This window comes from Natronorubrum bangense (assembly GCF_004799645.1).
GTDB lineage: Archaea > Halobacteriota > Halobacteria > Halobacteriales > Natrialbaceae > Natronorubrum > Natronorubrum bangense.
The window spans coordinates 2,743,872-2,765,594 of record NZ_CP031305.1 but is presented as its reverse complement, the minus strand read 5'-3'; the positions used below and the strand labels follow the sequence as shown (position 1 = coordinate 2,765,594).

Genomic DNA, 21,723 nt, shown 5'->3' with positions numbered 1-21,723 from the left:
GCGAGTCAGGGATACGGATGAAACGCCCGCTCGAGTCGTGGCTCGAATCCGAGATCGGTTGGCACTTGCTCAGCCCGCTCGCCGAAGTACGGCGCCCCGGTAAACAGCGGCTGTGCGCCGGGGACGACGACCCGGACCGCTTCGAAGCCAATCTCTTCGACGTCTCGCGTCGTCAGTCGGGCCGCATGCGGCGTCAGGCCGACGTCGGTCGTCCGTGAGACGAGCGCCTCGAGGGCTTCCTGGCCCGAGGGGGCCGGGTCGGGGCCGACACTGGCTGCGGGAATCGTTTGTTCGACGTCGATGAATGCTCGAGCAGCGTCGGGGAAGGCGGCGTACTCGCCAATCGCCCCCGACGCCTCGGCGGACTCCTCGGGCCCCAAATTCCGGAGTTCCATCCAGTTCTGGAGGGCTTCCTCGAGTGCCGACCGTGCGGCAGCCGTGGCGTCGAGTCCGGCTGCGGAGCCGACGGCAAACGCGGGCCACGCGTCGTCGCCCGGCTCAATGTCGCCATCCAGCGCAGCCGGCTCTCGGTGCACGGCAACAGCAACGACGGGGACATCGACGTCCTGGGTGACGAGCAGCGGCGTCACCGACAACCCTTCGCTTCGGGCACGGCGCTCGAGGGTCGCGAAGGCGTCGTCGTCGACTGCCAGCCCGAGCGGGTCGAACGTCGAGTACCACGCGAGCATCGTCGCATCGCGTTCGAGTACTTCCGTTAGCCCTGACAGCAGGGCGTCGACAGTTGACGAGCCGAGCCCGAGCCCGGTCGTGATCGATGGCACGAGCGACTCGCCGGGCTGGGGAAACTGGACGGCTGCGGCGGGCAGATGGACGGACTCGCCGGTCGCGAGGTCCTCACCACGAACCCACCGGTACGTCTCGTTCGAGTCGTATTCGGGGGCGTCGTCCGGCCGGACGAGATCGGTCGGTGAGACTGCCGTTTCCAACTCGGCCTCGCTTGCGTGGACGAACTCGTCGTTCTGATAGACGCCAGCACAGTAGCGTTCGAGGCCCTCGCCAACGGCTTTCATCAACGCTGCGTTCCAGTCGTCGGCGACGCCGGCGGCCTGTGTCGGCGCGCTTGCGTCGCTAAAGCCCGACGTGTCGGCTGTCGTCGCCAGATAGTACGGTGCGGGGAACGATTCGACCTCGCCGATACTCCTGACGATCCCAACCCGGTCGTCGATCGCCGCCTCGGCGCGTTCGACGGCCGCATCCAGACCGAGCGAGTCGTCGTCACGCTCGAGCGTCCGCGATCGCGGCTCGGTCTGGCAGTCACAGCCCGGCACCGGGAGGAATCGTCGTCTGTTATGTGGGAGTTCGACCGTCTGCCCGATCACCGACTGGTCCTCGCCCGAGAGGACGCGCACACACTCCCGGCCGGCAACTGCGCCGGCGAGTCGGACAGCGCTGCGATCCGCCTGTGGTCGGTCGCTCGTCGCCCCGTCCTCGAGATTCGACGCGACACGCTGGCGGAGACAGTCGAAACAGCCCGTCGCCGGGGCAAAGCCCGAGACAGCCGCGTCGACGTCAGCGATCGGGTAGCCGCCGACACCGCCGATTTCGACGGCGATCCACGGAGTTCCGCCCGCCCGTGCAGCCTCGCTCGCCCGCGTGAACGTCGCCGAGCCAGCGACGTCGCTGACGACTGCGAACCGGGCCGCTTCAAGGTCGTCCGGACTGGCGTCTTCGATGGCGATATCGACGTCTCCGAGCGCGGCGACGACGGCTGACCGAACCGGATCGTCACCGACGACGTGGATGTGCATACGAAAGCCGTCGCAGGCTGGGCTGAAAAGCGCCGCGCTCACTGGTCGACTCGAGGGCCCGAGTGCCTGCTCGATCGTTCGCTCTCAAAGATCCGACACGCGAACGTACCCTGCTCCAGGCTGGCCGACACCTGCAAGCACCCATCGTTTGTCGACGGCCGCCGTCGGAACGATCACAATGAGTGTGACACACGACCGAACGGACCTGCTGAAAAACGCAAGCGTCGTCACGACGCTTCTCGACGCCGTCATGGAGTTTGCGAAGGGGCGCAAACGGAGCGGGCTTCTGTTGCTCGGTGCTGCTGCCGTCTCGTCTCGAGTTCCGGGCTTTGGAACGGCGACTTCGGCGTTGCTCCGGCTGTACCGTCGGCTCCGGTAAAGGAATAGCGGCCGACAGCCGGCCGATCTACGACTCGTCTCGGAGTCGCTCGAGGACGTCCTCGGCGTTTTCGACGGCCTGTTCTTTCTTTGCCGGGTAGGCCTCGACCTTGCCACGGAAGGTGATTCCATCACCCAGACAGACATCGCCGCCGAAGGCCGCCTGCTTGTCTAGTCGCAAGAAGAGTTCGGTGTTCTCGGTGACCCGCTCGTCGAGTTCGTCGATCAGCTGGTCGAACGACTCGAGGTCGGCGAGCCGAGCGAGGACGTGACGGACGTCGTCGGCGTTCTCGACGCGTGCCGAGAGAACGAGAATGCGGTCGCCGTAGTGGCCTTCGCTCTCGACGCGTTCGATCTCTAACTCCTCGGGGAGGAAGGTTCGGAGCGCCTCCTCGACGCGTTTCTCGTCCTCGGTGGCGTAACAGAACGTGCGTAAATCGACGTAGTGAAGCGGGATCTGTGGCATCTGTGTGATACGGGTGCGGTTCGAGTCGGTGGGAGCCCGTCGTGCTCCTTGGAACTCGCTTATTCGTCGTCTTCGTCGTCTACGTCGGCTGCCTCGAGGGAATCCTCGGCGACGCCGGCTTCCTGTCCGTCCTCGAAGCTGACCGTGTAGGTGACGTCACCGAACATCGACTCCATCGTCTGCGTGATGGTCCCGGTCTCTCCGTCGAACTCGCTGTGCTCGTCGTGCAGGACGACGTGGTCGTCTTCCTCGAAACTCATACCCGATGATTCCCCACCACGGCGTAAAAAGGGACTGATTCGCGGCAAGGCTGTCTCGAGCGACCCGATGCTGGCGGCCAGCACGACCGATCAGCGGCACTCGATTGGCGGTCAACTCACTGTCGCCTACGACCACTCGAGCCCGTATCCGTCCAGTCGCGCCACCACTCGTAGCCGACGCCGACGACGACGGAAACCGCACAACAGCCAGCGAGAAACGGAACCCAGTAGAGCCAGAACTCAAAGCGCGGCGCGATGGCGTTGCCGACCGCTGTCCCGAGGCCATAGAGCAGATAACCCGGCAGCGCAAGCGGTGAGTACAGCGCCGTCGAGAGCGAGCCCAGCGCGAACGGGACGACGAGCAACAGCCACGTCGCGATCGTCGCCGGGCTCGAAAGCGCCCGTCGAAACAGCCCCGTCATCGCTTCACCTCGACCTCGAGCAGCCCATGCAGCGCGAGGACGTGCGCCGTTGCCAGTCGCGTGAGGTCGACTTTCGTTTCGCGGTCGAGGAGGAACTCGGTCGTCTCGAAGAGATACGCACTCGTCTCGAGTTCGCGGGCCGCCTTCTGGAAGAGCAACGAGCCCGAGAGCGGCGTCTCCCGGGCAGTAAACCGATGCAACGGCAGATACCACGGGACGCCGTCGTCGTTGAGCGCGTCGGCGAGTGCGCCACCGTGGGCGTTCGGCGAGTGAAAGATCGCCTGTCCCACGTACTCTCGGTGCAATCCGTAGATCCCGAGCGATCGGTGGAGATCGAGAACGACGTCGGGATCGTAGGCTTCGACGGCGCTCCAGATCCCACGCGCGAGTTCGCTCACTGGCTCGCGGTCGGCCGGAAAATGACGGTTCAGGTCGCCGTCGACACCCTCGCGCTCATCGTTGTCGACGGCCACGCGGTCGGTTTCAGGGACGACGACGAGTGTCCCTGCGTCGGGTGACCAGTCGGTGACCTCGTGGGCGACGTCGATCCCGCTTCGCTCGTCGCCGTGGACGCCCCCGAACACCATCGCCGTCGGACCAGTTTGCGGTGCATCGATCTCGTACAGCTGCGTCTCGTGAGCAGTGCCGGGAAGAATCGATTCCGTCGATCGCTGGGGCTCGTCTTCGCTGTTGGGTTCGCGTGCCGCTCCCAGCAGGTGTTCGTTCGCCGACGGCCGGCTTACGACCCCTGCTGTAACTGTCCCCGCGAGAACGCCACCAGCGGTCAGAAACATCCGACGCCTCATCGAGTGGAGCAACGGCGTACGTTCTGAAGCGGTTTTCTATCGGCGAACCGAGTGTTGTCGTGCCGTCACGTCTCGAGGCCGGTGACAGCTGTTGTGGGTGGTTCGAGAGAAGCAGACGGAACACTGATGGTTCGATCGGTACTTATCGCATGTTCTCCAGTGCGACGACGGTATCAGACATAAGCCACGCCTCTTCACTCGAGGCGTCTTCGATACTCAGTGCGAAAAACGACTCACGACCGTCATCGACGGTGATACGATAGCTGTGACTCTGCAATGAGTCGGATTCTGCGGACGTATTCGATTCGGCAGGGACCACATCGGAACTCAGCAATCAGCGTGTATAACTGGCTCGGTCCCAGGATCTGTCCCGGTCGATCAGGACTGACGACCCCACAGCACTCGCGGCTGCTCGCTTGCGCGCTCGAAACTGACAGCCGGCTACTCGAGCACTGCCGGCAGTTGCGTGAGCGACGACAGCCGATACGTCGGCTCGATGTCGGCAGCGTCGTCCGCTGGCGACTCACTCGAGCGCGTCAGCAGCGCCGAATCGATCGCCGCGTTGTGGGCGGCCTGCACATCGATCGCCCGGTCGCCGACGTACAACGCCGACTCGGCCCCGAGGGAGTCCATCGCGCGGTCGATGTTCGTCGGGTCGGGTTTCCGGCGGGAGAACCCTTCCGGCGTCAGGGGACAGCCGTAGACGGTCTCGAACCGTGATCGCAGGCCGAAGCGATCGAGCAGCCGCGAGACGACGGTTGGGTGGTTGTCGCTGACGATCCCGAGTGGGACCGAAAGCGAGCGAACGGTACTGACGTCGTCGTACATCGACCGCAGCCCGTTCTCGACCTCCGAGAGCTGGGCTCGAACCATCTCGCGGGCCGCCTGGGTACAGAACGTGTCGGTGTCGATCTCGAGACGTCGACAGCGGTCAGCGATTGACTCGAAGTCGCCGTGCATGAGTTCCTGAAGCGTCGCTGCTACGGGGCCAGAGCGTCCGAGCTTCTCGTATGTTCGTCCAAGTGCGTCGTACATCCGCTGGGACGAGGGCGTCTCGACTACGACCCCATCGAAGTCGAACAGGACCGCGTCGTACTGCATCGCTGGGGTTGTATTTGCCCCGGTCTCAAAGCTTTTTCTAGCTGGCGATAGCGGTCGGTGCTACTGACTGTCGACTGTCACTAGAGTAGCCACTGAGCGTCACTGCACACCGCATCGCACGACGGCTGTGCGATGCGTGTGGACATCGGTTCAGTTGTTGCTATCGGTCGTTCTGGTACTGGGCGGCTATGGAATGTTGAACTTGCTGACTATCCGTGTCGTCAACCGGCTGAAAGCGGCGCGTACAGCTAAGAAGCACGGTCTCGAACCGTGTGAGTATGCTGTCTGCTACCGGGCCACTGCTTACCGTCGATGCCGGTGAACGGACCACACGTGAGACGGTAATCGACGACGTCCTCGAAGCCACCGTCGGCGGTCGCGCGACGGCGACGGCACTCGCCCACGAGCGAATCCCGTTCGATGCGGATCCGTTCGGTCCCGAGAACCGGGCCTATCTTTCGACGGGGCCGCTCCAGCAGTCCCAGATGTCCTTTACGGGGCGGATGAACATGACCGGCCTCTCGCCGCTGACTGACGGGCTGGTTTCGACCAACGCCGGAGGGTACCTCTCACGTAACTTCGTTGCGACGGGATACAGCGTCCTCGAGGTGACAGGCGAGAGCGACGAACTGCTCGCCATCCACGTCACAGACACCGGCGTCGAGTTCGAGGACGTGCCGGAACTCGAGGGTGCGACTGTTCCCGAAACCTCCGACTATATGAGCGACCATCACGACCTCGGCCCCGAACACTGCATCGCCATTGGCCCGGCAGGCGAGAACCTCGTTCGGTTTGCATCCGTGATGACGTTCGACTCGCGAGCGTTCGGGCGTGGCGGCCTCGGTGCCGTTCTGGGTTCGAAGAACGTCAAATGCGTCACGTTCGACGGCGACGTGGCTCCGCCACTCGAGATTCCAAACCCACCGGAGATGGAGATTCATCGGGAGGCTGCCCAGTCGGACGACCGAATGCGCCGACAGGGAACGACGGGTGGCACCGAGTTTATCAACGACAACTTCTCGCTCCCAACACGGTACTTCGAGGGGTACGAGTTCGAGGACGCCGCTGCCATCGGTGGCGACGCCGTCGAGGAAAAGAAGTACACCAAAGGAGCGTGCTCGGCCTGTGCGTACGCCTGCAAGCTCCCGACGCGGGACGAGGCAACCGGCGTCGAGACCGAAGGGCCGGAGTTCGAGACCGTCTACGCCTTCGGCTCGCTGCAGGGCGTCGGCGATATCGTCGACGTCATGCGAGCGAACGAACTCTGTGATACGCTCGGCATGGACACCATCTCCGCGGGCGTCACTGTCGCTGCCTATCTCGCAAGCAAAGGCGAGTTCGGAAATGCCGACCTCGCACGGGAACTCACCGAGAAAATCGCCACCCGCGAAGGAGTCGGTGATCCACTCGCGGAGGGTGTCGCCCGCTGTCACGACGAGCTCGGTGTCGAGGACTACACGGTCAAAGGCATGGAGTTTGCCGCCCACGACGGACGCGTCCTCCACGGGCAGGGACTATCCTACGCCGTTGCGAATCGCGGCGCAGACCACATGTATGCGAGCCTGTTGAGTCTCGAGTACAGCGGGCAACTCGACCCGAAGGGCACAGTCGGCAAAGCCGAAACGCTCGTCGCCGAGGAAAATCACAACGCGTTTCGCGATACGGGGATCGTCTGTGCCTTCGGCGACGACTACGTCACCGACGAACGCCTCGAGACGCTCTTCGATGCCGACTATGCAGCGCTTATGGAGGTCGGTGCTCGAACCGTCCAGCTCGAGCGTCACTTCAACAACCAGCGCGGGTTCGACCGTGACGACGACGAACTCCCCTACGAGATCCCGGATCTCGAGGATTCGATCACCGAGTACTACGATGCACGCGGCTGGTCCGAAGACGGGCTCGTTCCCGAGACAGCGCTCGAGTCGCTCGGACCAGCCACAGACGAGAGTGGTGAGTGAACATCACTACGACGCCATCACACGACGGTCGCGCGATGGCTGTTCTCGCTAGCTCAGTTTGACTGGTCGCATCTAGCTTGGAGAGCCTGTCCAGCCGTCGCAAAAAACAGCCGCGATCGAACCACAGTGAAGGGGCCACGCGAACAGGAGTATGAACGCGTCGGCGGGTCGTCGAGGCGTGACACTCGACGACGTGGGTCAGGTATCCGGGTGCGTTCTCTCCCTCGAGCGTGCGTGACCCACCAATCGTGTTCGGAAACGGTGCTGGGTCGGTTGCCGAACTTGCTATCGTCCGGCAGTACGATCAGCGTACGTTCTCGAAGAAATAATACCCGTGGGTGGCATACTCATGCAAAGAATACTGAAGACGAGTGAGCGGAGTCGAGCGGGAGCCGAGGCGAGTCGCTGTCCGTACACCGCTATCAACGGCGGTGTGTCTGGTGAGGTCGGTCACCCACCGTACACTGACGGCACCAGCCGAATCACGTCCGTCGATTCGAGGGCCGTCTCGAGGCCGTCGATGTGCGTGACGTTTCGCTTGTTCTTGGTGACGACCGTCTTCCCGGCCAGTTCGGCTCCATCCTCGTCGACCAGGTCGCCCTCGAGGGCCGGGTACGCTCGCTCGAGTTCGACGAGCAGCTCACCGACGGTCTCGGCATCCGTCTCGTGGATGACGGTCTTTTCGCCAGTAACGTCTCGAAACGGCCCAAAGAAGACGCACTCGAGTTGCACGCGCTCGGGTTCGACGTGATTGATCTTGTAGCCGCTGGTTCCGACACGTGTCACGTCCAGCCGCGAGGGACGAGACACACCGAAACGTGAGCCCCAGATCAGGATGGTGTCAGCCGATCCCACAGCGGCTTCATATCCGCCGCGGTCTCCATCGCCGACAGCTCGCGGTAGGCCGCCTTCTCCTCGTCGTGGTTCGACGCGAGCGGTTTTCGGATCTCGTCATCGTAGCCGATCTGGCCCGCGATCGACGTCAGCCCCTCGTAGGCCGTCATCTCGATGCGCTCGGTCATCATCCCCGCGTTCAGATACACCATGTTGCGCAGGTCGTCGTCTTCGATGGCGTTTTCGAGCATCGGTCGTTCCTCCTCGAGCGCGTCGAGGATCGGGGCATCGCGCCGTTCTGCCGGTCGATCAAGCGCGGCGAACACGTCCTCGAGTCGCCGGACCTGCGTTCGGGTTTCGTCGCGATGGTCGGCGAAGCCGTCACTCAACCGATCGTTGGTCGCATTGATCGCCATCTCGTCTAACGTCCCGACGAGTTCCTCTTCGATGTAATACTGCTGGGCGAGTTTGTGGTGGAACAGTTCCTCGAGGTCGTCGATGTGGTCGACAGTGGTCTCCATACTGGAACCCGTACCAGGCAGTTGCATAGTCGTCGGCCCCGAACATGCAGGCGTTGTGCCCAGTCGCACCCGCGGACAGTCGTCGGACTCGAGCCCCCGGCTCCAGTCGACCGGCGAGCGAACGAACCGTTTTTGCAGCGACAGCTGACAGGCTTGACGTTGAATCTGCCGGGACGATCGGAGTCAGCTACAGATAAACGAGATGAGTCCCTCGGGACCTCCGCCCGAAGCGGTTCACACAACGGGGTTAATCGTCGCTGGGACCGGCGGCGGCGTCGGTCTCTGGCGCCGGACTCGAGGAGACGGCGTCGAACAGGGGGCTCTGTTCGCCCGGAACGAACGTGTTGAGCAGGAGTGCTGATAGCGCCGTCATAATGACGGGTTCCCCGAAGAACGTCTCGGCTGCGTTCGGAAGCCCCGAGAGCGCTTCAGGCGTCGTCGCGACGCCGAGTCCGAGGCCAAGCGAGACGGCCACGATGACCATGTTTCGTCGGTCGAGTTCGGTGTGCAGAACGATCAACCGGACGCCGCTTGCGGCGACCATGCCGACCATCAGCAAGACGGCACCGCCGAAGACCGCACTGGGGATGGTCGTGACGACGGCACCGACTTTCGGGCTAAGGCCGAGAACCGCGAGAATGACGCCGCTGATGCCGACGACGTGGCGGCTCATCACGCCGGTGAAGTTGACGATACCGACGTTTTGTGAGAACGACGTAATCGGGAACGCAGAGAAGATTGAGCCGAGCGAACTCAGAATGCCGTCGTTGAACAGCCCGCCGCGGAACTCTTTATCTGTCGGGTTACGACCCTCAGCAGCCGTCACACCAGACATATCGCCGACCGTTTCCATCGCGGAAACGAGAAAGAGGAAGGCGAAGACGACGATCGCGACCGGCTCGAACTCGAAGCCGAACCGGGTCGGTGAGGGAACGGCGACCCAAGCTGCGTCGCCGACGGGCGAGAAATCGACGAGTCCAGCCACGACGGCGACCGCGTAGCCGACACCGATGGCGGCGAGGATACTCAACAGTCGTGTGACGCCCGCAGTGAACATGTTGAGCCCCACAGCGATCGCCAACACGAGCGCAGCCAGCCCGATGTGGTGGAGTGCACCGAACTCGCCGGCTTCCTCCGCTGCAGCACCACCTGCAGCGTAATCCATACCGACCGGAATGAGATACAACCCGATGATGACGACGACGAGGCCGGTCACCAGTGGCGGGAAGAAGGGTTTGATGCGCTTGAACTGCCAGCCGATGAGTCCCTCGACCGTGAACCCGGTGACGAGAATCGCCCCGAACACCGCGGCCATCCCGTAGTCGACACCGATCGTGATCGCTGCGCCGACGAACGTGAAACTCGAGCCCATCACGATCGGCAGCCGTGCCCCGACCGGGCCGACGGTGTAGGCCTGCACGACCGTCGCCAGACCGGAGAACAGCAGCACCATCTGGACGATATAGGCCGTGTCGGCAGCATCGAGGCCGACACCGCCGGCGACGACGAACGCCACGGCGGTCGCCGGGACGATCATCACTGCGACATGTTGTAATCCTAGAAGGATCGATTTCGGCCACGGCGGCCTATCGTCAATCTCGTACTCGAGTTGAATGCTCCCGTCCGTCTCGTTCGACATGTATACGCGACCCGTAACGAGTTGACTTACAAAAAGTCTCGTATATACGCTTATTGGAGGGGCACTAACCGGCAATATTATACACGTATGTGTATTCATTTCCGGGTCGTCGCCCACAGGTCGGTCCCGCAGCTCGATTTCTCGGTTCGTCGTCTCGAGGCGTTCGTTCGATTCGCCAGTCGCATGTCTCGGTAGACGCGAACTAATCAGTGAACGAGCACGTCACCGTCTTCGACGGTGATATCGATCAGGCTCGTCGCCTCGAACTCGGTGTCGTCCAGTTCGGACGGCCCAACCTTTCGCATGACGACCGCGATATCGACGATCTCGGCACCGATATCATCCAGGGCGTTACAGATGGCCGCCAGCGTCCCGCCCGTCGAGAGCATGTCGTCGACGATAACGACACGGTCACCCTCCTCGATGTCGTTGATGTACATTTCAGACTCCGAGTAACCGGTTTGTTGATGTAAGGACACCTCGCCCTCGAGGCCGTACGGTCGCTTGCGGATGACGACCAGCGGAATGTCGGTCTGGAGCGACAGTGCGGTCGCGAGGTGAATACCCATCGCCTCGGGGGCGACGATCTTGTCGACGTCCAGGTCGATCGTTCGCATGACTTCGACGACGACCTCCCGCAACAGATCGGGATCGAGCCTCGGCACACCGTTACTGATTGGGTGTACGAGGTACTCGTAACCGTCTTTGTCGATAATCGGCGCGTCATCCAGCGATTCGAGGAGTCTCTCCATGGAAGCGATTGGGGGAATCGCGGCAAAAACGGATCGTTCTCGGAGTCGCCCGCCGACGAAGCGATATCGCGTCTTACGAAAGCGACACGTCGTCCAGCTCGACTCGGTTCGGCTCAGGTGCCGACTCGCTCGAGACCGCATACACACCCTGTTTCGTTGTCGTCTCCTCGTCTGCCAGCACGATCACACCCTCTGCGAGCAGCGGTGTGAGGACACCCGCAACCGTGGCTCGAGGATCCGACAGCGGTTCCCGAACGACGACGCGGTCGCCGGCCTCGATACCGTACTCGTCGATCAGTTCGCTCGCGGCCTCGAGTGCCTGTTCGTGGCTGATCGTCCGATCGCCGTCGGTCAGGATCGTCGTCTCGGGGTCGATATCCAGCGGTGGGAACGAAGGGTTCTCGCTCCAGACACCCGCATCGAAGTGATGGATATCGGGTTCGTTCGGTTTCGACCCGTAGCCCACCCGCTGGGCACCACGCGGAAGGTCGTAGATCCCGGCCTCGAGGTCGTCGACCGGTGCTACAAGCGCCCGGAAACCGTCTTCATCCGTGAGGTCGGTCGGCGGCTCGAACTGTGCGGTCCCCTCGAGCATCGCGGTGCCAAAGAAGGCGAGTAAGGCGAGCGGATTCTCGCCGACGATGCCGACGGTGACACCCTTTCGAACGCCCGAATGTCGCAGGAAGTTCCCGGCTTTCCAGGACGTCGTACACAGCCAGTGGTGGTCGAACTCCCGGCCCGTCGCATCGACGAGTGCCGTGCGATCGTCCCGAAGTTCACGCGTGAGTAGCTCGTCGACTGTCACGGCGGTCATACGTGCCACTCAGTACCCAGCCAAAAAAAGCGCGCCGACTCGAGGCCGACGGCATCCCCTCATACGACGGCGAGTCCGCGCTGATCGTCGGCTGCTCGAGTCGGTGTCATACGGTCTACTGTCAGACAGTTCTGGCGCGACCGCGACCCGTCCCGCGGTCGTGCCGGGACATCGGTACAGCAGACCGTCTCAGTCGTCCGCGGCTGCAGGGGCAGTGTCGGCGTGGTCGATTTCGGTGCCGAGACACGCTAAGAACTCCGCGAGCCACTCGGGGTGGTCCGGCCACGCCTGTCCCGTCACCAGATTCTCGTCGCGAGTTACCTCGCCTGTCCAGTCGCCACCAGCGCCGCGGACGTCCGCCTCGAGCGCCGGATAGCCGGTACAGGTGCGTCCCTCGAGGACGTCCGCCGCGGCGAGGATCTGGACGCCGTGACAGACCGCGGCGACGGGCTTGTCTTCCTCGAAGAAGTGGCGAGTAATCTCGAGCACTTCGTCGTACGTTCGGAGATACTCGGGCGCGCGGCCACCAGGAATGACCAGCGCGTCGTACTCGGCGGGGTCGACGGCGTCGAAGTCGTGGTTCAACTCGAAGTTGTGCCCTGGCTTCTCGGTGTACGTCTGGTCGCCCTCGAAGTCGTGGACGGCGGTCGGACAGGTGTCGCCGGCCGACCTCTCCGGACAGACGGCGTGGACGTCGTGGCCGACCATCTCGAGTGCCTGAAACGGGACCATTACCTCGTAGTCCTCGACGTAGTCGCCGGCGAGGAGTAGGATCTGTTGTGCTGACATGGGTCTCCGTCCGACAGTACGGCCGCATCGGCCATAGTCAATGTTGAACGTTACCATGACACTCTCTTTGGCGAACGTACCGTCACTCGAACGCGGGACCGATCGCTGCGTCTCGAGACGCGACGTGTAGACAAAACAGCACGATATCGAGACAGCCCGTCAAACGGGCCATACGGTCTGCTATACTGATGTCCCGGCACGACCGCGGGACGGGTCGCGGTCGCGCCGGAACTGACTGCCAACAGATAGTATCAGGCTAGCGGACGAACGACGGCTTAGAACGCCCGCTTGATCTTCTCGAAGAAGCCTTCCTTGACGTCGATCTCGTCGCCGCCGGCCTCGGCGAAGGCCTCGAGCGCGTCGCGCTGCTCGTCGTTCAGATTCTCGGGGGTGACGATCTGGACTTTCACGTAGAGGTCACCCTGTCCGCGGCCGCGGAGTCGAGGCATACCCTTCCCCTCGAGGCGGAAGGTTTCCCCACTCTGGGTTCCTTTGGGGATGTCGAACTCGACGGAGCCATCGAGTGTCGGCACCGTGACGGTGTCGCCGAAGGTCACCTGTGGGAACGAGACGGCGAGTCGGTGTCGGAGATCGTCGCCCTCGCGCTCGAACAACTCGTGGTCACGAACCGAGACGTCGATCAGCAGGTCGCCACGACGGCCGCCCTCGGGACTGGGCGCACCCTCGCCTTCCATCCGGAGCGTCTGGCCGTCCTGAATGCCCGGCGGAACCTCGACGGTCAGCGTTGCCTCGCTGCGAACGTAGCCCTCGCCGTGACAGTCGTCACAGGTTTCGGAGTACAGTGTCCCTTCGCCATCACAGCGTGGACACGTGGTCGTCTGCTGGACCCGCCCCAGCGGCGTCTGCTGGACCTGTGTGACCTGCCCCCGGCCTTGACACTCCGGACAGGTTTCGGCGTCCGCATCTGCTGGATGGCCCCTTCCATCACAGGACTCACACTCCTCGGGTCGTTCGACGGTAAACTGTTTTTCGGCTCCTTCGAACGCCTGCTCGAGATCGATCTCGAGTTCGGTTCGGAGATCCCGACCTTTCCGTGGCCGACGCCGACCGCGGCCGCCACCGCCGCCGAAGACCTGCTCGAAGATATCGCCGAGTCCGCCGCCACCCATGCCGCCACCGCCGCCCATACCACCGAACGGGCCACCACCCATCCCGCCGGCACCGGCGTCGCTGGCGTCGAAGCCGTGCTTTTCGGCTTGCTCGTAGCGGTCGTGACCCATCCGGTCGTAGGCCTGACGTTTTTCCTCGTCGGTCAGAACCTGCTTTGCCTTCTGGATCTTCTTGAATTTCTCCTCGGCGTCAGGGTCGTCGCTGACGTCCGGATGGTACTCCGTGGCCTTCGTCCGGTACGCCTGTTTGATCTCCTCAGCCGACGCGTCGGAACTCACACCGAGCACGTCATAGAAGTCCTCGCTCATTCGTTGTCACACCGATACTCGGTTGAGCCACTTGAAACGAACGTTCCGCGTGGACGCCGCTGTGTCGATGCTATTTCGTTTCACTGACACGGAATCGCTCGCTGGCTGCTGTCTACTCGCCGGCGACGGTGAGTCCGCTCTCTGTGAGTTCTGGAGCTGGCTCGAGTTGCACACATCGATTGCAACGTCGAGGTACGGAGTCGGCTTCGTCTTGGAAATGTAAGCGGGACGAACGGTTCTGCGATGTCGACAGGATTCTACCGATGAATGATGTTTTACATGCTCTGTCCCAAACCACGGGCAGACTTCGAATGTTTGAAGCGATCGTCGATGCGCTGTTCGATCTTCTCCTGCGCGTCGGCTTGCCGGCTCTGTTCGTATTCTTCTTGTTGAAGGGGGCATTCGTAGGGAAGCCGATCCCTACGACGGTGATCCTTCCTGGATACGTGCTGGCAATCTCCGCAAGCCGCAGTGAAACTGCTGTGATCATCTCTGTGTCGACGGCTGGCTACGTCGCCGGCCAGCTCATCATTTATTATATCGCCCGTCGCGACGGATTGTCAACGATTCAATCGTCGCCGCGGATTCGTATCTCCCCCGACAGAATCGACCAAGCGGAACGGTGGTTCAAGCAGTACGGCGGTGTCGGCGTGTTCGTCACGAACTTCGTTCCGTACCTCCGCGGGCTGATCCTCCTTCCAGCAGGGATCGCTCGCTACCCCGTCGCGAAGCTCGTGTTCTTCGCGTTTACGTCAACGCTGATTTATCACGCGGCCATCGTCGCTGTCGCGGTCGGTGTAGTGCGAGCGATATTCTAGAAGATGCAGCGCGCGAATGCACCACGAACCTGCGGACGATCGTAACTGATGTGAATATTTTCGACTGGGTGAGAGGCCTCCGGCAAGACGATGCAGTACACCGATATCACGGTGTACCGCTTACGGGACGGCAAGATCGCCGAAGAAACGACTCAGTCTTCGTCGTCTTCGTTCACTTCGAAACGTTCGCTTCGCTCACGTTTCGAAACGACGGAAGGCTCACTTCGTTCACCTTCCGAGCCGACGAAGACTCGTTACTCGTCGTCTTCGTCAACGTCTTCGAAGTCCGCGTCAACGAACTCCTCGCCCTCGTCGGCTGCTGCGCCGCCAGGACCTGGGTTTGGACCGCCACCCATGCCGGCACCTGCGGCGCCAGCGCCACCGGCTGCACCGCCAGCGCCTGCGGCTCCAGCCTGTTGCTGGTAAATCTGCTTGCCGATCTCCTGCAGCTCCTTACTCAGGCTCTCAGTCGCGGCTTCGATGTCTTCGGCGTCCGCATCGCTGTCGTCGATCGTTTCCTCGAGTTCCTCGACGGCTGCCTCGATCTCACCGCGCAGATCGTCGTCGACTTCTTCTTCGTTCTCCTCGAGTAGCGTCTCGGCGCGCTGGATCGTCGCTTCGGCCGTGTTTCGGGCCTCGATGCGCTCGCGTTTCTGCTTGTCCTCCTCGGCGTGTTTCTCGGCTTCGGCCTGCATCTCCTCGATCTCGGAGTCGGAGAGTCCGGCACCACCCTCGATGGTGATCTCCTCGCTTGCGCCGGTGCCTTTGTCCTCTGCGCTCACGTTGACGATGCCGTTTTCGTCGATGGAGAACGTGACCTCGATCTGTGGGGTGCCTGCCGGCGCTGGCGGGATGTCGGTCAGGTGGAACTCGCCGAGCATCTCGTTTTTCTGTGCGAGTTCACGCTCGCCCTGGAAGACACGGACCTGCACGGAGGTCTGGTTGTCCGCCGCGGTCGTGAAGATCTTCGACTCTTCGGTCGGAATCGTCGTGTTCTTCTCGATAAGTCGCTCGAAGAGGCCGCCTTTGACCTCGATACCCAGCGAGAGTGGCGTGACGTCGAGCAGGACGATGTCGTCAACCTCGCCGCCGAGAACGCCACCCTGAATCGCCGCGCCGAGCGAGACGGCCTCGTCGGGGTTGACGTTCTTCTGGGGCTCCTTGCCGGTGAGTTCTTCGACCTTCTCGCCGACCTGTGGCATCCGGGTCGAGCCACCGACTAGCAGGACCTCGTCAATGTCGTCTTTGCTGTAGCCGGCGTCCTCAAGTGCCTGTTCGGTCGGCTCGACGGTGCGGTCGATCAGATCCTGCGTGAGCGACTCGAATTTCGCTCGCGTGAGCGACTCCTCAAGGTGGATCGGGCCGTCGTCGGTGGCCGTAATAAACGGCAGATTGATCTCGGTCTCCTTGCGAGAGGAGAGCTCGATCTTGGCCTCTTCGGCGGCGTCTTTGAGCCGCTGGAGGGCCTGTCGGTCCTCGCGAAGGTCCATCCCGTGTTCGGCCTCGAACTCCTCGGCGAGCCAGTCGATGATGGCTCCGTCCCAGTCGTCGCCACCGAGGTCGTTGTCGCCGTTCGTTGCGACGACTTCGTAGACACCGCCGCCGAGGTCGAGAATCGAGACGTCGAAGGTGCCACCACCGAGGTCGTAGACGAGCACGGTCTGGTCGGAGTCGTCGTCAAGGCCGTAGGCCATCGACGCGGCGGTTGGCTCGTTGATAATGCGCTCGACCTCGAAGCCGGCAATCTCGCCGGCGTCTTTGGTCGCCTGGCGCTGTCGGTCCGAGAAGTATGCGGGGACCGTGATGACGGCTTTCTCTACCTCATCACCGAGATACTCTTCGGCGTCGCGTTTGATCTTCTGGAGGATCATCGCCGAGATCTGCTCGGGCGTATACTCCTCGTCGTCGATCTCGACGGTGTAATCCTCTTCGCCGATGTGGCGTTTGATCGAAGCGATCGTCTTTTCGGGGTTCTGGATCGCCTGATTTTTTGCCGGCTTGCCGACGAGTCGCTCGTCGTCGTCGGTAAACGCGACGACGGAGGGCGTCGTCCGCTCACCTTCGGCGTTGACGATGATCTCTGGGTCGCCACCTTCCATCACCGCGAACGCGCTGTTTGTCGTCCCAAGGTCAATTCCGAGAATTTTGTTGCTCGCCATCGTGGGGGGCTATTGTGCGCACTTTGTTTTAAAGCTTACTAGGGCGTTTCGTGAGCCGAATAAAATACTCGGAAACGGCGATAGAAGCCACTCTCGAGGGGTAAGACGGCCGAAACGAAATACTGAAAAATTCGGTCGAAACTGTCAGAAGCCGGTACCGTCCGTCAGTCGGCGGTTTCTTCGGTCGCGGCTTCGTCGCCGGCGTCGCTATCGTCGCTGTCGGCCGCTGCCGGGGAGTCTTCGTCCACATCGGCCTCGAGTTCGCCGTTCGAGACGGTTACCTGTGCGTTCTGAATGACTTTCTCGCCCATCTCGTAGCCGGGTGTGTAGACGTCGGCGATGGTCCCCTCGGGCAGCGCGCTGTCGACGCGCATCATCACTTCGTGGCGCTGTGGGTCGCTCTCGGTGCCAGGCTCGGGATCGATCTCCGAGACGTTCTCGTCTTCGAGCACACGGTCGAACTCTCGAAGCGTCATCTCGACACCATCACGGAGGCTGTCGGCGTCACCGCTTTCTTCCTCCAAGGCGCGTTTCATGTTGTCGCGGACGCCAAGCAGTCGTTCGACGAGATCCTCGGTGGCCCGGTCTTTGATCTGCTGTTGGCGCTTTTTTGCGCGTTTCTTGTAGTTCTGAAAGTCGGCCTGTTTGCGCTTGAGCCGACCCTTGAGGTCGTCGACTTCAGCTTCGGCTGCCTCGAGGTCGTCCTGCAACTCGCCGATGGTTTCGGCCTGTTCCTCGACGCGCTCGGAGAGATCCTCGAGTTCCTCGCGCTGGTCAGTGACAGTGGCGTTTACCTCGCGAGCATCCTCGACGATAGCGCTGACCTGGTGGGCGAGGTCGTCGTCGTGCTCGCTGATCTCCTCTAGAAGTTCCTGGATGTCGTCGCTCGTTTCCGGGGCGATGGCCGCCTCGTCGTCTGAAACGGCCGGTTCGGCTTGTGGTTCGTCCTCGGCTGGTGTGTCCGTATCGGGCGAGTCAGCGTCGCCGGCCGCGTCGGACTCGACGTCGGCCGTCTCGCCGTCGTCGGATTGCTCCTCGGACGGGACACCCTGGGCCGTCGCGTTCGTGCCCTCGTCTTCGCTCATGTGCCAGTCAACGAACAGCGGTAATAAAAGGGTTGAGGTACGGTGCGCTGGGCACTACCGGGTTCCCGTCTGCGCCGCTCGAGTCGGGCACTCCATCGGCAGCCGACGGTACCGCCGCTCGAGACACCAGACAGTATTTGTCGCTCCCGTCCGGAGCATCGTGCGTGACGCGGTCCCACGACGACGCCACGAGTTCGGCACCGACGCTCCGGTACGAAGACGGCACCGTCCGAGTCGACGGCCTCGAGTCCGACGCGCTGGCCGCCGTTCGTGAGTCGGTCTCCGGCCTCGAGGCCGATCCCCGAACCGACGGCTGGCGGGTGCCAGCGTTTCGCTACGCTGCCCTTCGACGCGCGCTCGATGCCGAGCACGGCCGAATCGACGACCGCGTCCTCGATCTCGAGTCGCTGCCGGCGCTCGAGTCGGCGTACGAACTCCGCGAGTACCAACAGGAGGCCCTCGAGGCGTGGCTCGAGACGGATCGCTGGACCGACAGCAACGGTACTGACTCGCTCGCGCGTGCACCTGCGGGCGTCCTCGAACTCCCGACCGGCAGCGGGAAGACTGTCATCGCCCTGAAAGCGATCGAACGGCTCTCGGTGCCGACGCTTGTCGTCGTGCCGACGATCGACTTGCTCGAGCAGTGGCAACGGGAACTCGAATCCGAGTTCGACTGTGAGATCGGTCGCTTCGGCGGCGGCGAGCAACGCATAGAGGCGATCACCGTCTCGACGTACGACTCGGCGTATCTGAAAGCTGACGCCGTGGGCGACCGGTTTGGGTTCGTCGTCTTCGACGAAGTCCACCACCTCGGCGGTGAGGGATATCGCGAGATCGCACGCCTGCTCGCTGCCCCCGCACGGCTGGGGCTCACTGCCACCTTCGAACGTCCCGACGATGCCCACGAGGTGATCGAGGACATCGTCGGCCCGCTGGTTTCCCGCGTCGACGTCGGCGAACTGGCCGGCGACCACCTCGCGGCCTACGATCTGAAGCGCCTCGAGGTGACACTCACGCCCGACGAACGCGAGGTGTACGAACGTAATCAGGACGTCTTCACGAACTACCTCGCGCGCTCGAACATCCGGATGCAAAGCGGCTCGGACTACCAAGAACTCGTCAAACGGTCGGGCAACGACCCCGAGGCCCGCAACGCGCTGCTCGCGCGCCAGCGCGCACGCGAGATCATGCTTGGAAGTGAGGCCAAACTCGAGGCCCTCGCCGACATTCTCGACGATCACCGCGGGGAGCGGACGATCGTCTTTACGGCCCACAACGACCTCGCCTACGACGTCAGCGAGCGGTTTCTGATCCCGACGATCACCCACCAGACCGGCGCTGGAGAGCGTCGCGAAATTCTCGAGCGGTTCCGCGAGGGGACCTACACGCGCATCGCGACCTCGAACGTCCTCGATGAGGGGGTCGACGTTCCCGACGCATCGGTGGCGGTCGTGCTCTCGGGCAGCGGGAGCGAACGCGAGTTCATCCAGCGACTCGGACGGATTCTCCGGCCGAAAGCAGACGGGACGCGAGCGATCCTCTACGAGGTCGTCTCCGAAAACACGGGCGAGAAACGAGTGGCCGAGCGACGACGCGACGGCTCGCTGTAAGCTGCGACGTTCGGTGGTTCGCTCGAATCCGGGCTGTCTCGGCCTGCGCTGGTCACGACGACGTTCGGCGCGGACGTCACGCAGTTCTCGAGCGCCCGGTCACGAACTGCATGAGAGAACGAATGCAGCGAACGGAGTTCGGTACTGCCATTGAACTGCGCCGAATCACTCGATCGGCGTGCCTGCAAATTCCACGGAAGATCGGAAGGCGACGCTTGTTACTGTTCGACACATTCCATGTCCGGTGGCGAGATCGGATCCGGCTCTCCCCACGAGTGAAAGTCGGTGGCTCCACTGGCGTCCTTGGACTCGAATCGAATCGGGTAGCCAGAGTCAGTACGGACGTACAGGTATCCGTCGTCCACTTCAAACCGGTATACGTCCTGATCGTCGATGGGCTCCGCTTTTGTTGCCGTGACAGAACCAAACTCGTCTCTGAGTCGTTCTGGCTCGAAAATATCCTCGTCCGAACTCCCGGTTGGGATGAAACACTCTTCGTCTACCACGATGTACTCATCCGTTCCGATTCTGTAGGCTTCCATCTCTACCCCGTTGACTGTCCAGGCGGTGTACGTGTCACCGTCGTATACGGTTATCGTCCCGCTCCCCAGCGGCACGGTGAGTTCCATCACGTAGGATGATTCCCAGTTGAGGACGTCTCGGAGTTCCGGCTCGCTCGTTGGCTCGTCATCAGTCGGTTCGTCATCAGTCGGTTCGTCATCAGTCGGCTCGTCGTCGGAGCCGTCCAGACAGCCAGCAAACCCACCGATTGTTCCAACGGCAGCTAGCTGAAGAAATTGCCGCCGTCGAGGACGATCTGTGTAACCACGTCGAGAATTCATGCAAGCTATGAGTAGGTAACGGAAGATAAGAACGTCGTTCTTACAGAACTCCGTTCCCCCTTGATGGCCCCAGACGGAGTGTCGGTTGTAACACGAATCCGTCTGTAGAGGCGCGAACGGATGGTCAATTCGCGCCACGAGGCGACGAACGTCATTCATCAGGATCTCGTCGGTCGGTTCTCGTCATCCCGAGCGCGCTATCAGAGACTGCGTCGCTACCGGAACGACGGCAACACGTCGTCGCCGAACGCCTCGATGAACGCCGTCTGATTCGTGTTCACGTTGTGGACGAACACCCTGTCCACGTCGAGACCGACGTCGGCCTCGAGCCAGTCGACGTGGTCGTCGAGGTCGGCGGAGACGCGAACGTTCTCCTCGACCTCTCCAGCGGTGATCTGGTCGGCGAGTTCGTCGTACTGTTCGGGCGTCCGAAGCTCCTGGGTCACGGGACCCGGGATGCAGTTCGCTCCCCACTGCTCGTGGGCGCCGTCGAGTGCGTCTGCGTCGCTTTCGGCGTAGGAGTGTTGGGCCTTGAGATAGACCGGTTTCTCGGGTGCCGTTTCGCGAAAGGCCTCAACGCGGGCGGTGTCGGCCTCGTGATCGGGAGTGGCGATCGTAATCATGCCGTCGGCCCACTCGCCGAGCCACGCCGCCGTCTCCTCGGAGAGTGCAGCCCCGATCAGCGGCGGTGCGGTCTCGGGTCGGGAGTAGAGTTGGGCCTGCTCGACGTCGACGCGGCCGTGGTGGGTCACCTCCTCGCCCTCGAACAGTCGCCGCATGAGCTCGGCGCATTCCTCGAGACGGGCGTTCCGTTCGCGCTTGACCGGCCAGTCGGTGCCCGTGATGCCTTCGTTCAGCAGTTGGCCGCTGCCGACGGCGAGCCAGAACCGCTCAGGGTACAGTTCGCGCAGCGTTGCCGCGCCCTGGGCGACGATCGCGGGATGGTAGCGATAGCCAGGTGCGTTGACCGTCCCGAACGTTAGCTCGGTCGCCTCGAGTGCCGAGCCAAGCCACGACCAGACGAACCCGGATTCGCCCTGCTGTTCGCTCCAGGGATGGAAGTGATCCGACGCAAGGGCGTGGTCGAACCCGTGCTCGTCGGCGAGTTGAACGTACTCGAGGAGCGCACTCGGTGCGAACTGTTCGTGAGAGGCGTGGTAGCCGAGGTCGGTCATGTGACTGCCCACCCCCGGTCGTGATGGCGATCGAAATCGCGTTCGTGATCGGTCAGCACGGTCTCAGACACCACGAAACGCGACTT

The 21,723-nt window shown here is 62.6% G+C and carries 22 protein-coding genes; 4 read left to right on the top strand and 18 right to left on the bottom strand.

Translation table 11 applies throughout. The features are described from left to right. Nucleotides 1-5: 5 nt before the first annotated feature. Complete coding sequence (locus DV706_RS13730; RefSeq protein ID WP_136350890.1) at nt 6-1,769, bottom strand: YcaO-like family protein; 1,764 nt, start codon at nt 1,767-1,769, stop codon at nt 6-8. A gap of 178 nt (nt 1,770-1,947) precedes the next feature. On the opposite strand from DV706_RS13730, the gene DV706_RS13725 reads away from it, so the two are divergent. Continuing rightward, nucleotides 1,948-2,148 carry a hypothetical protein gene (locus tag DV706_RS13725; protein ID WP_049889742.1) on the top strand — a complete coding sequence of 67 codons (201 nt, stop codon included), beginning with the start codon at nt 1,948-1,950 and terminating at the stop codon, nt 2,146-2,148. Between the two features lie 27 nt (nt 2,149-2,175). On the opposite strand, the gene DV706_RS13720 is transcribed toward DV706_RS13725, so the two are convergent. From DV706_RS13720 to DV706_RS13700, 6 genes are all read right to left on the bottom strand, one after another. Then, nucleotides 2,176-2,613, bottom strand: a complete 438-nt coding sequence (locus DV706_RS13720; protein WP_006065653.1) for an RNA-binding protein — start codon at nt 2,611-2,613, stop codon at nt 2,176-2,178. 59 nt (nt 2,614-2,672) lie between these two features. Next, complete coding sequence (locus DV706_RS13715) at nt 2,673-2,873, bottom strand: hypothetical protein (RefSeq protein ID WP_006065652.1); 201 nt, start codon at nt 2,871-2,873, stop codon at nt 2,673-2,675. Between the two features lie 116 nt (nt 2,874-2,989). Further along, complete coding sequence (locus tag DV706_RS13710; RefSeq protein WP_006065651.1) at nt 2,990-3,295, bottom strand: hypothetical protein; 306 nt, start codon at nt 3,293-3,295, stop codon at nt 2,990-2,992. Further along, a complete protein-coding gene (locus DV706_RS13705; protein ID WP_049889721.1) occupies nt 3,292-4,101 on the bottom strand; it encodes a succinylglutamate desuccinylase/aspartoacylase family protein in 810 nt (269 codons plus the stop codon). Before DV706_RS13705 ends, DV706_RS13710 begins: the two co-directional genes overlap by 4 nt. A 142-nt stretch (nt 4,102-4,243) precedes the next feature. Beyond that, complete coding sequence (locus DV706_RS21805; RefSeq protein WP_006065649.1) at nt 4,244-4,420, bottom strand: hypothetical protein; 177 nt, start codon at nt 4,418-4,420, stop codon at nt 4,244-4,246. 122 nt (nt 4,421-4,542) lie between these two features. Further along, nucleotides 4,543-5,202, bottom strand: a complete 660-nt coding sequence (locus tag DV706_RS13700; RefSeq protein ID WP_006065648.1) for an HAD family hydrolase — start codon at nt 5,200-5,202, stop codon at nt 4,543-4,545. A gap of 278 nt (nt 5,203-5,480) precedes the next feature. Between DV706_RS13700 and DV706_RS13695 the strand changes: the two genes are divergently transcribed. Next, nucleotides 5,481-7,160: an aldehyde ferredoxin oxidoreductase C-terminal domain-containing protein gene (locus DV706_RS13695; protein WP_006065647.1), complete on the top strand. Its 1,680-nt coding sequence runs from the start codon at nt 5,481-5,483 to the stop codon at nt 7,158-7,160. 450 nt (nt 7,161-7,610) lie between these two features. On the opposite strand, the gene DV706_RS13690 is transcribed toward DV706_RS13695, so the two are convergent. The 7 genes from DV706_RS13690 to dnaJ form a co-directional block, all read right to left on the bottom strand. Further along, entirely contained in the window at nt 7,611-7,892 is a 282-nt protein-coding gene (locus DV706_RS13690) for a ubiquitin-like small modifier protein 1 (RefSeq protein WP_049889741.1), read from the bottom strand. A 98-nt stretch (nt 7,893-7,990) separates the two neighbouring features. After that, nucleotides 7,991-8,515 (bottom strand): YciE/YciF ferroxidase family protein, encoded by a 525-nt coding sequence (locus DV706_RS13685; RefSeq protein ID WP_006065645.1) that lies wholly within the window; start codon nt 8,513-8,515, stop codon nt 7,991-7,993. Nucleotides 8,516-8,762: 247 nt separating this feature from the next. Further along, a complete protein-coding gene (locus tag DV706_RS13680) occupies nt 8,763-10,154 on the bottom strand; it encodes a uracil-xanthine permease family protein (RefSeq protein ID WP_006065644.1) in 1,392 nt (463 codons plus the stop codon). Nucleotides 10,155-10,360: 206 nt separating this feature from the next. Beyond that, on the bottom strand, nt 10,361-10,906 hold the full coding sequence (gene hpt, locus DV706_RS13675; protein WP_006065643.1) for a hypoxanthine/guanine phosphoribosyltransferase: 546 nt from the start codon (nt 10,904-10,906) through the stop codon (nt 10,361-10,363). A gap of 73 nt (nt 10,907-10,979) precedes the next feature. Next, nucleotides 10,980-11,720: a hypothetical protein gene (locus tag DV706_RS13670; protein ID WP_006065642.1), complete on the bottom strand. Its 741-nt coding sequence runs from the start codon at nt 11,718-11,720 to the stop codon at nt 10,980-10,982. A gap of 189 nt (nt 11,721-11,909) precedes the next feature. Continuing rightward, entirely contained in the window at nt 11,910-12,509 is a 600-nt protein-coding gene (locus tag DV706_RS13665; protein ID WP_006065641.1) for a DJ-1/PfpI family protein, read from the bottom strand. 275 nt (nt 12,510-12,784) lie between these two features. Next, a complete protein-coding gene (dnaJ, locus tag DV706_RS13660) occupies nt 12,785-13,948 on the bottom strand; it encodes a molecular chaperone DnaJ (RefSeq protein WP_006065640.1) in 1,164 nt (387 codons plus the stop codon). Between the two features lie 311 nt (nt 13,949-14,259). On the opposite strand from dnaJ, the gene DV706_RS13655 reads away from it, so the two are divergent. Continuing rightward, complete coding sequence (locus DV706_RS13655) at nt 14,260-14,766, top strand: DedA family protein (protein WP_006065638.1); 507 nt, start codon at nt 14,260-14,262, stop codon at nt 14,764-14,766. A 254-nt stretch (nt 14,767-15,020) separates the two neighbouring features. Here the strand turns inward: DV706_RS13655 and dnaK are convergent, their stop codons facing one another. After that, complete coding sequence (gene dnaK, locus DV706_RS13650; protein ID WP_006065637.1) at nt 15,021-16,925, bottom strand: molecular chaperone DnaK; 1,905 nt, start codon at nt 16,923-16,925, stop codon at nt 15,021-15,023. 164 nt (nt 16,926-17,089) lie between these two features. Then, nucleotides 17,090-18,010, bottom strand: coding sequence for a nucleotide exchange factor GrpE (gene grpE / locus DV706_RS13645; RefSeq protein ID WP_006065636.1), 921 nt, complete (start codon nt 18,008-18,010; stop codon nt 17,090-17,092). A gap of 164 nt (nt 18,011-18,174) precedes the next feature. Between grpE and DV706_RS13640 the strand changes: the two genes are divergently transcribed. Further along, nucleotides 18,175-19,620: a DEAD/DEAH box helicase gene (locus DV706_RS13640; RefSeq protein ID WP_006065635.1), complete on the top strand. Its 1,446-nt coding sequence runs from the start codon at nt 18,175-18,177 to the stop codon at nt 19,618-19,620. A 218-nt stretch (nt 19,621-19,838) separates the two neighbouring features. On the opposite strand, the gene DV706_RS13635 is transcribed toward DV706_RS13640, so the two are convergent. Together DV706_RS13635 and DV706_RS13630 are read right to left on the bottom strand one after the other, a co-directional pair. Further along, nucleotides 19,839-20,462, bottom strand: a complete 624-nt coding sequence (locus DV706_RS13635) for a hypothetical protein (protein WP_006065634.1) — start codon at nt 20,460-20,462, stop codon at nt 19,839-19,841. A gap of 215 nt (nt 20,463-20,677) precedes the next feature. After that, on the bottom strand, nt 20,678-21,637 hold the full coding sequence (locus tag DV706_RS13630; protein ID WP_006065633.1) for a TIGR03885 family FMN-dependent LLM class oxidoreductase: 960 nt from the start codon (nt 21,635-21,637) through the stop codon (nt 20,678-20,680). Nucleotides 21,638-21,723 lie beyond the last annotated feature (86 nt).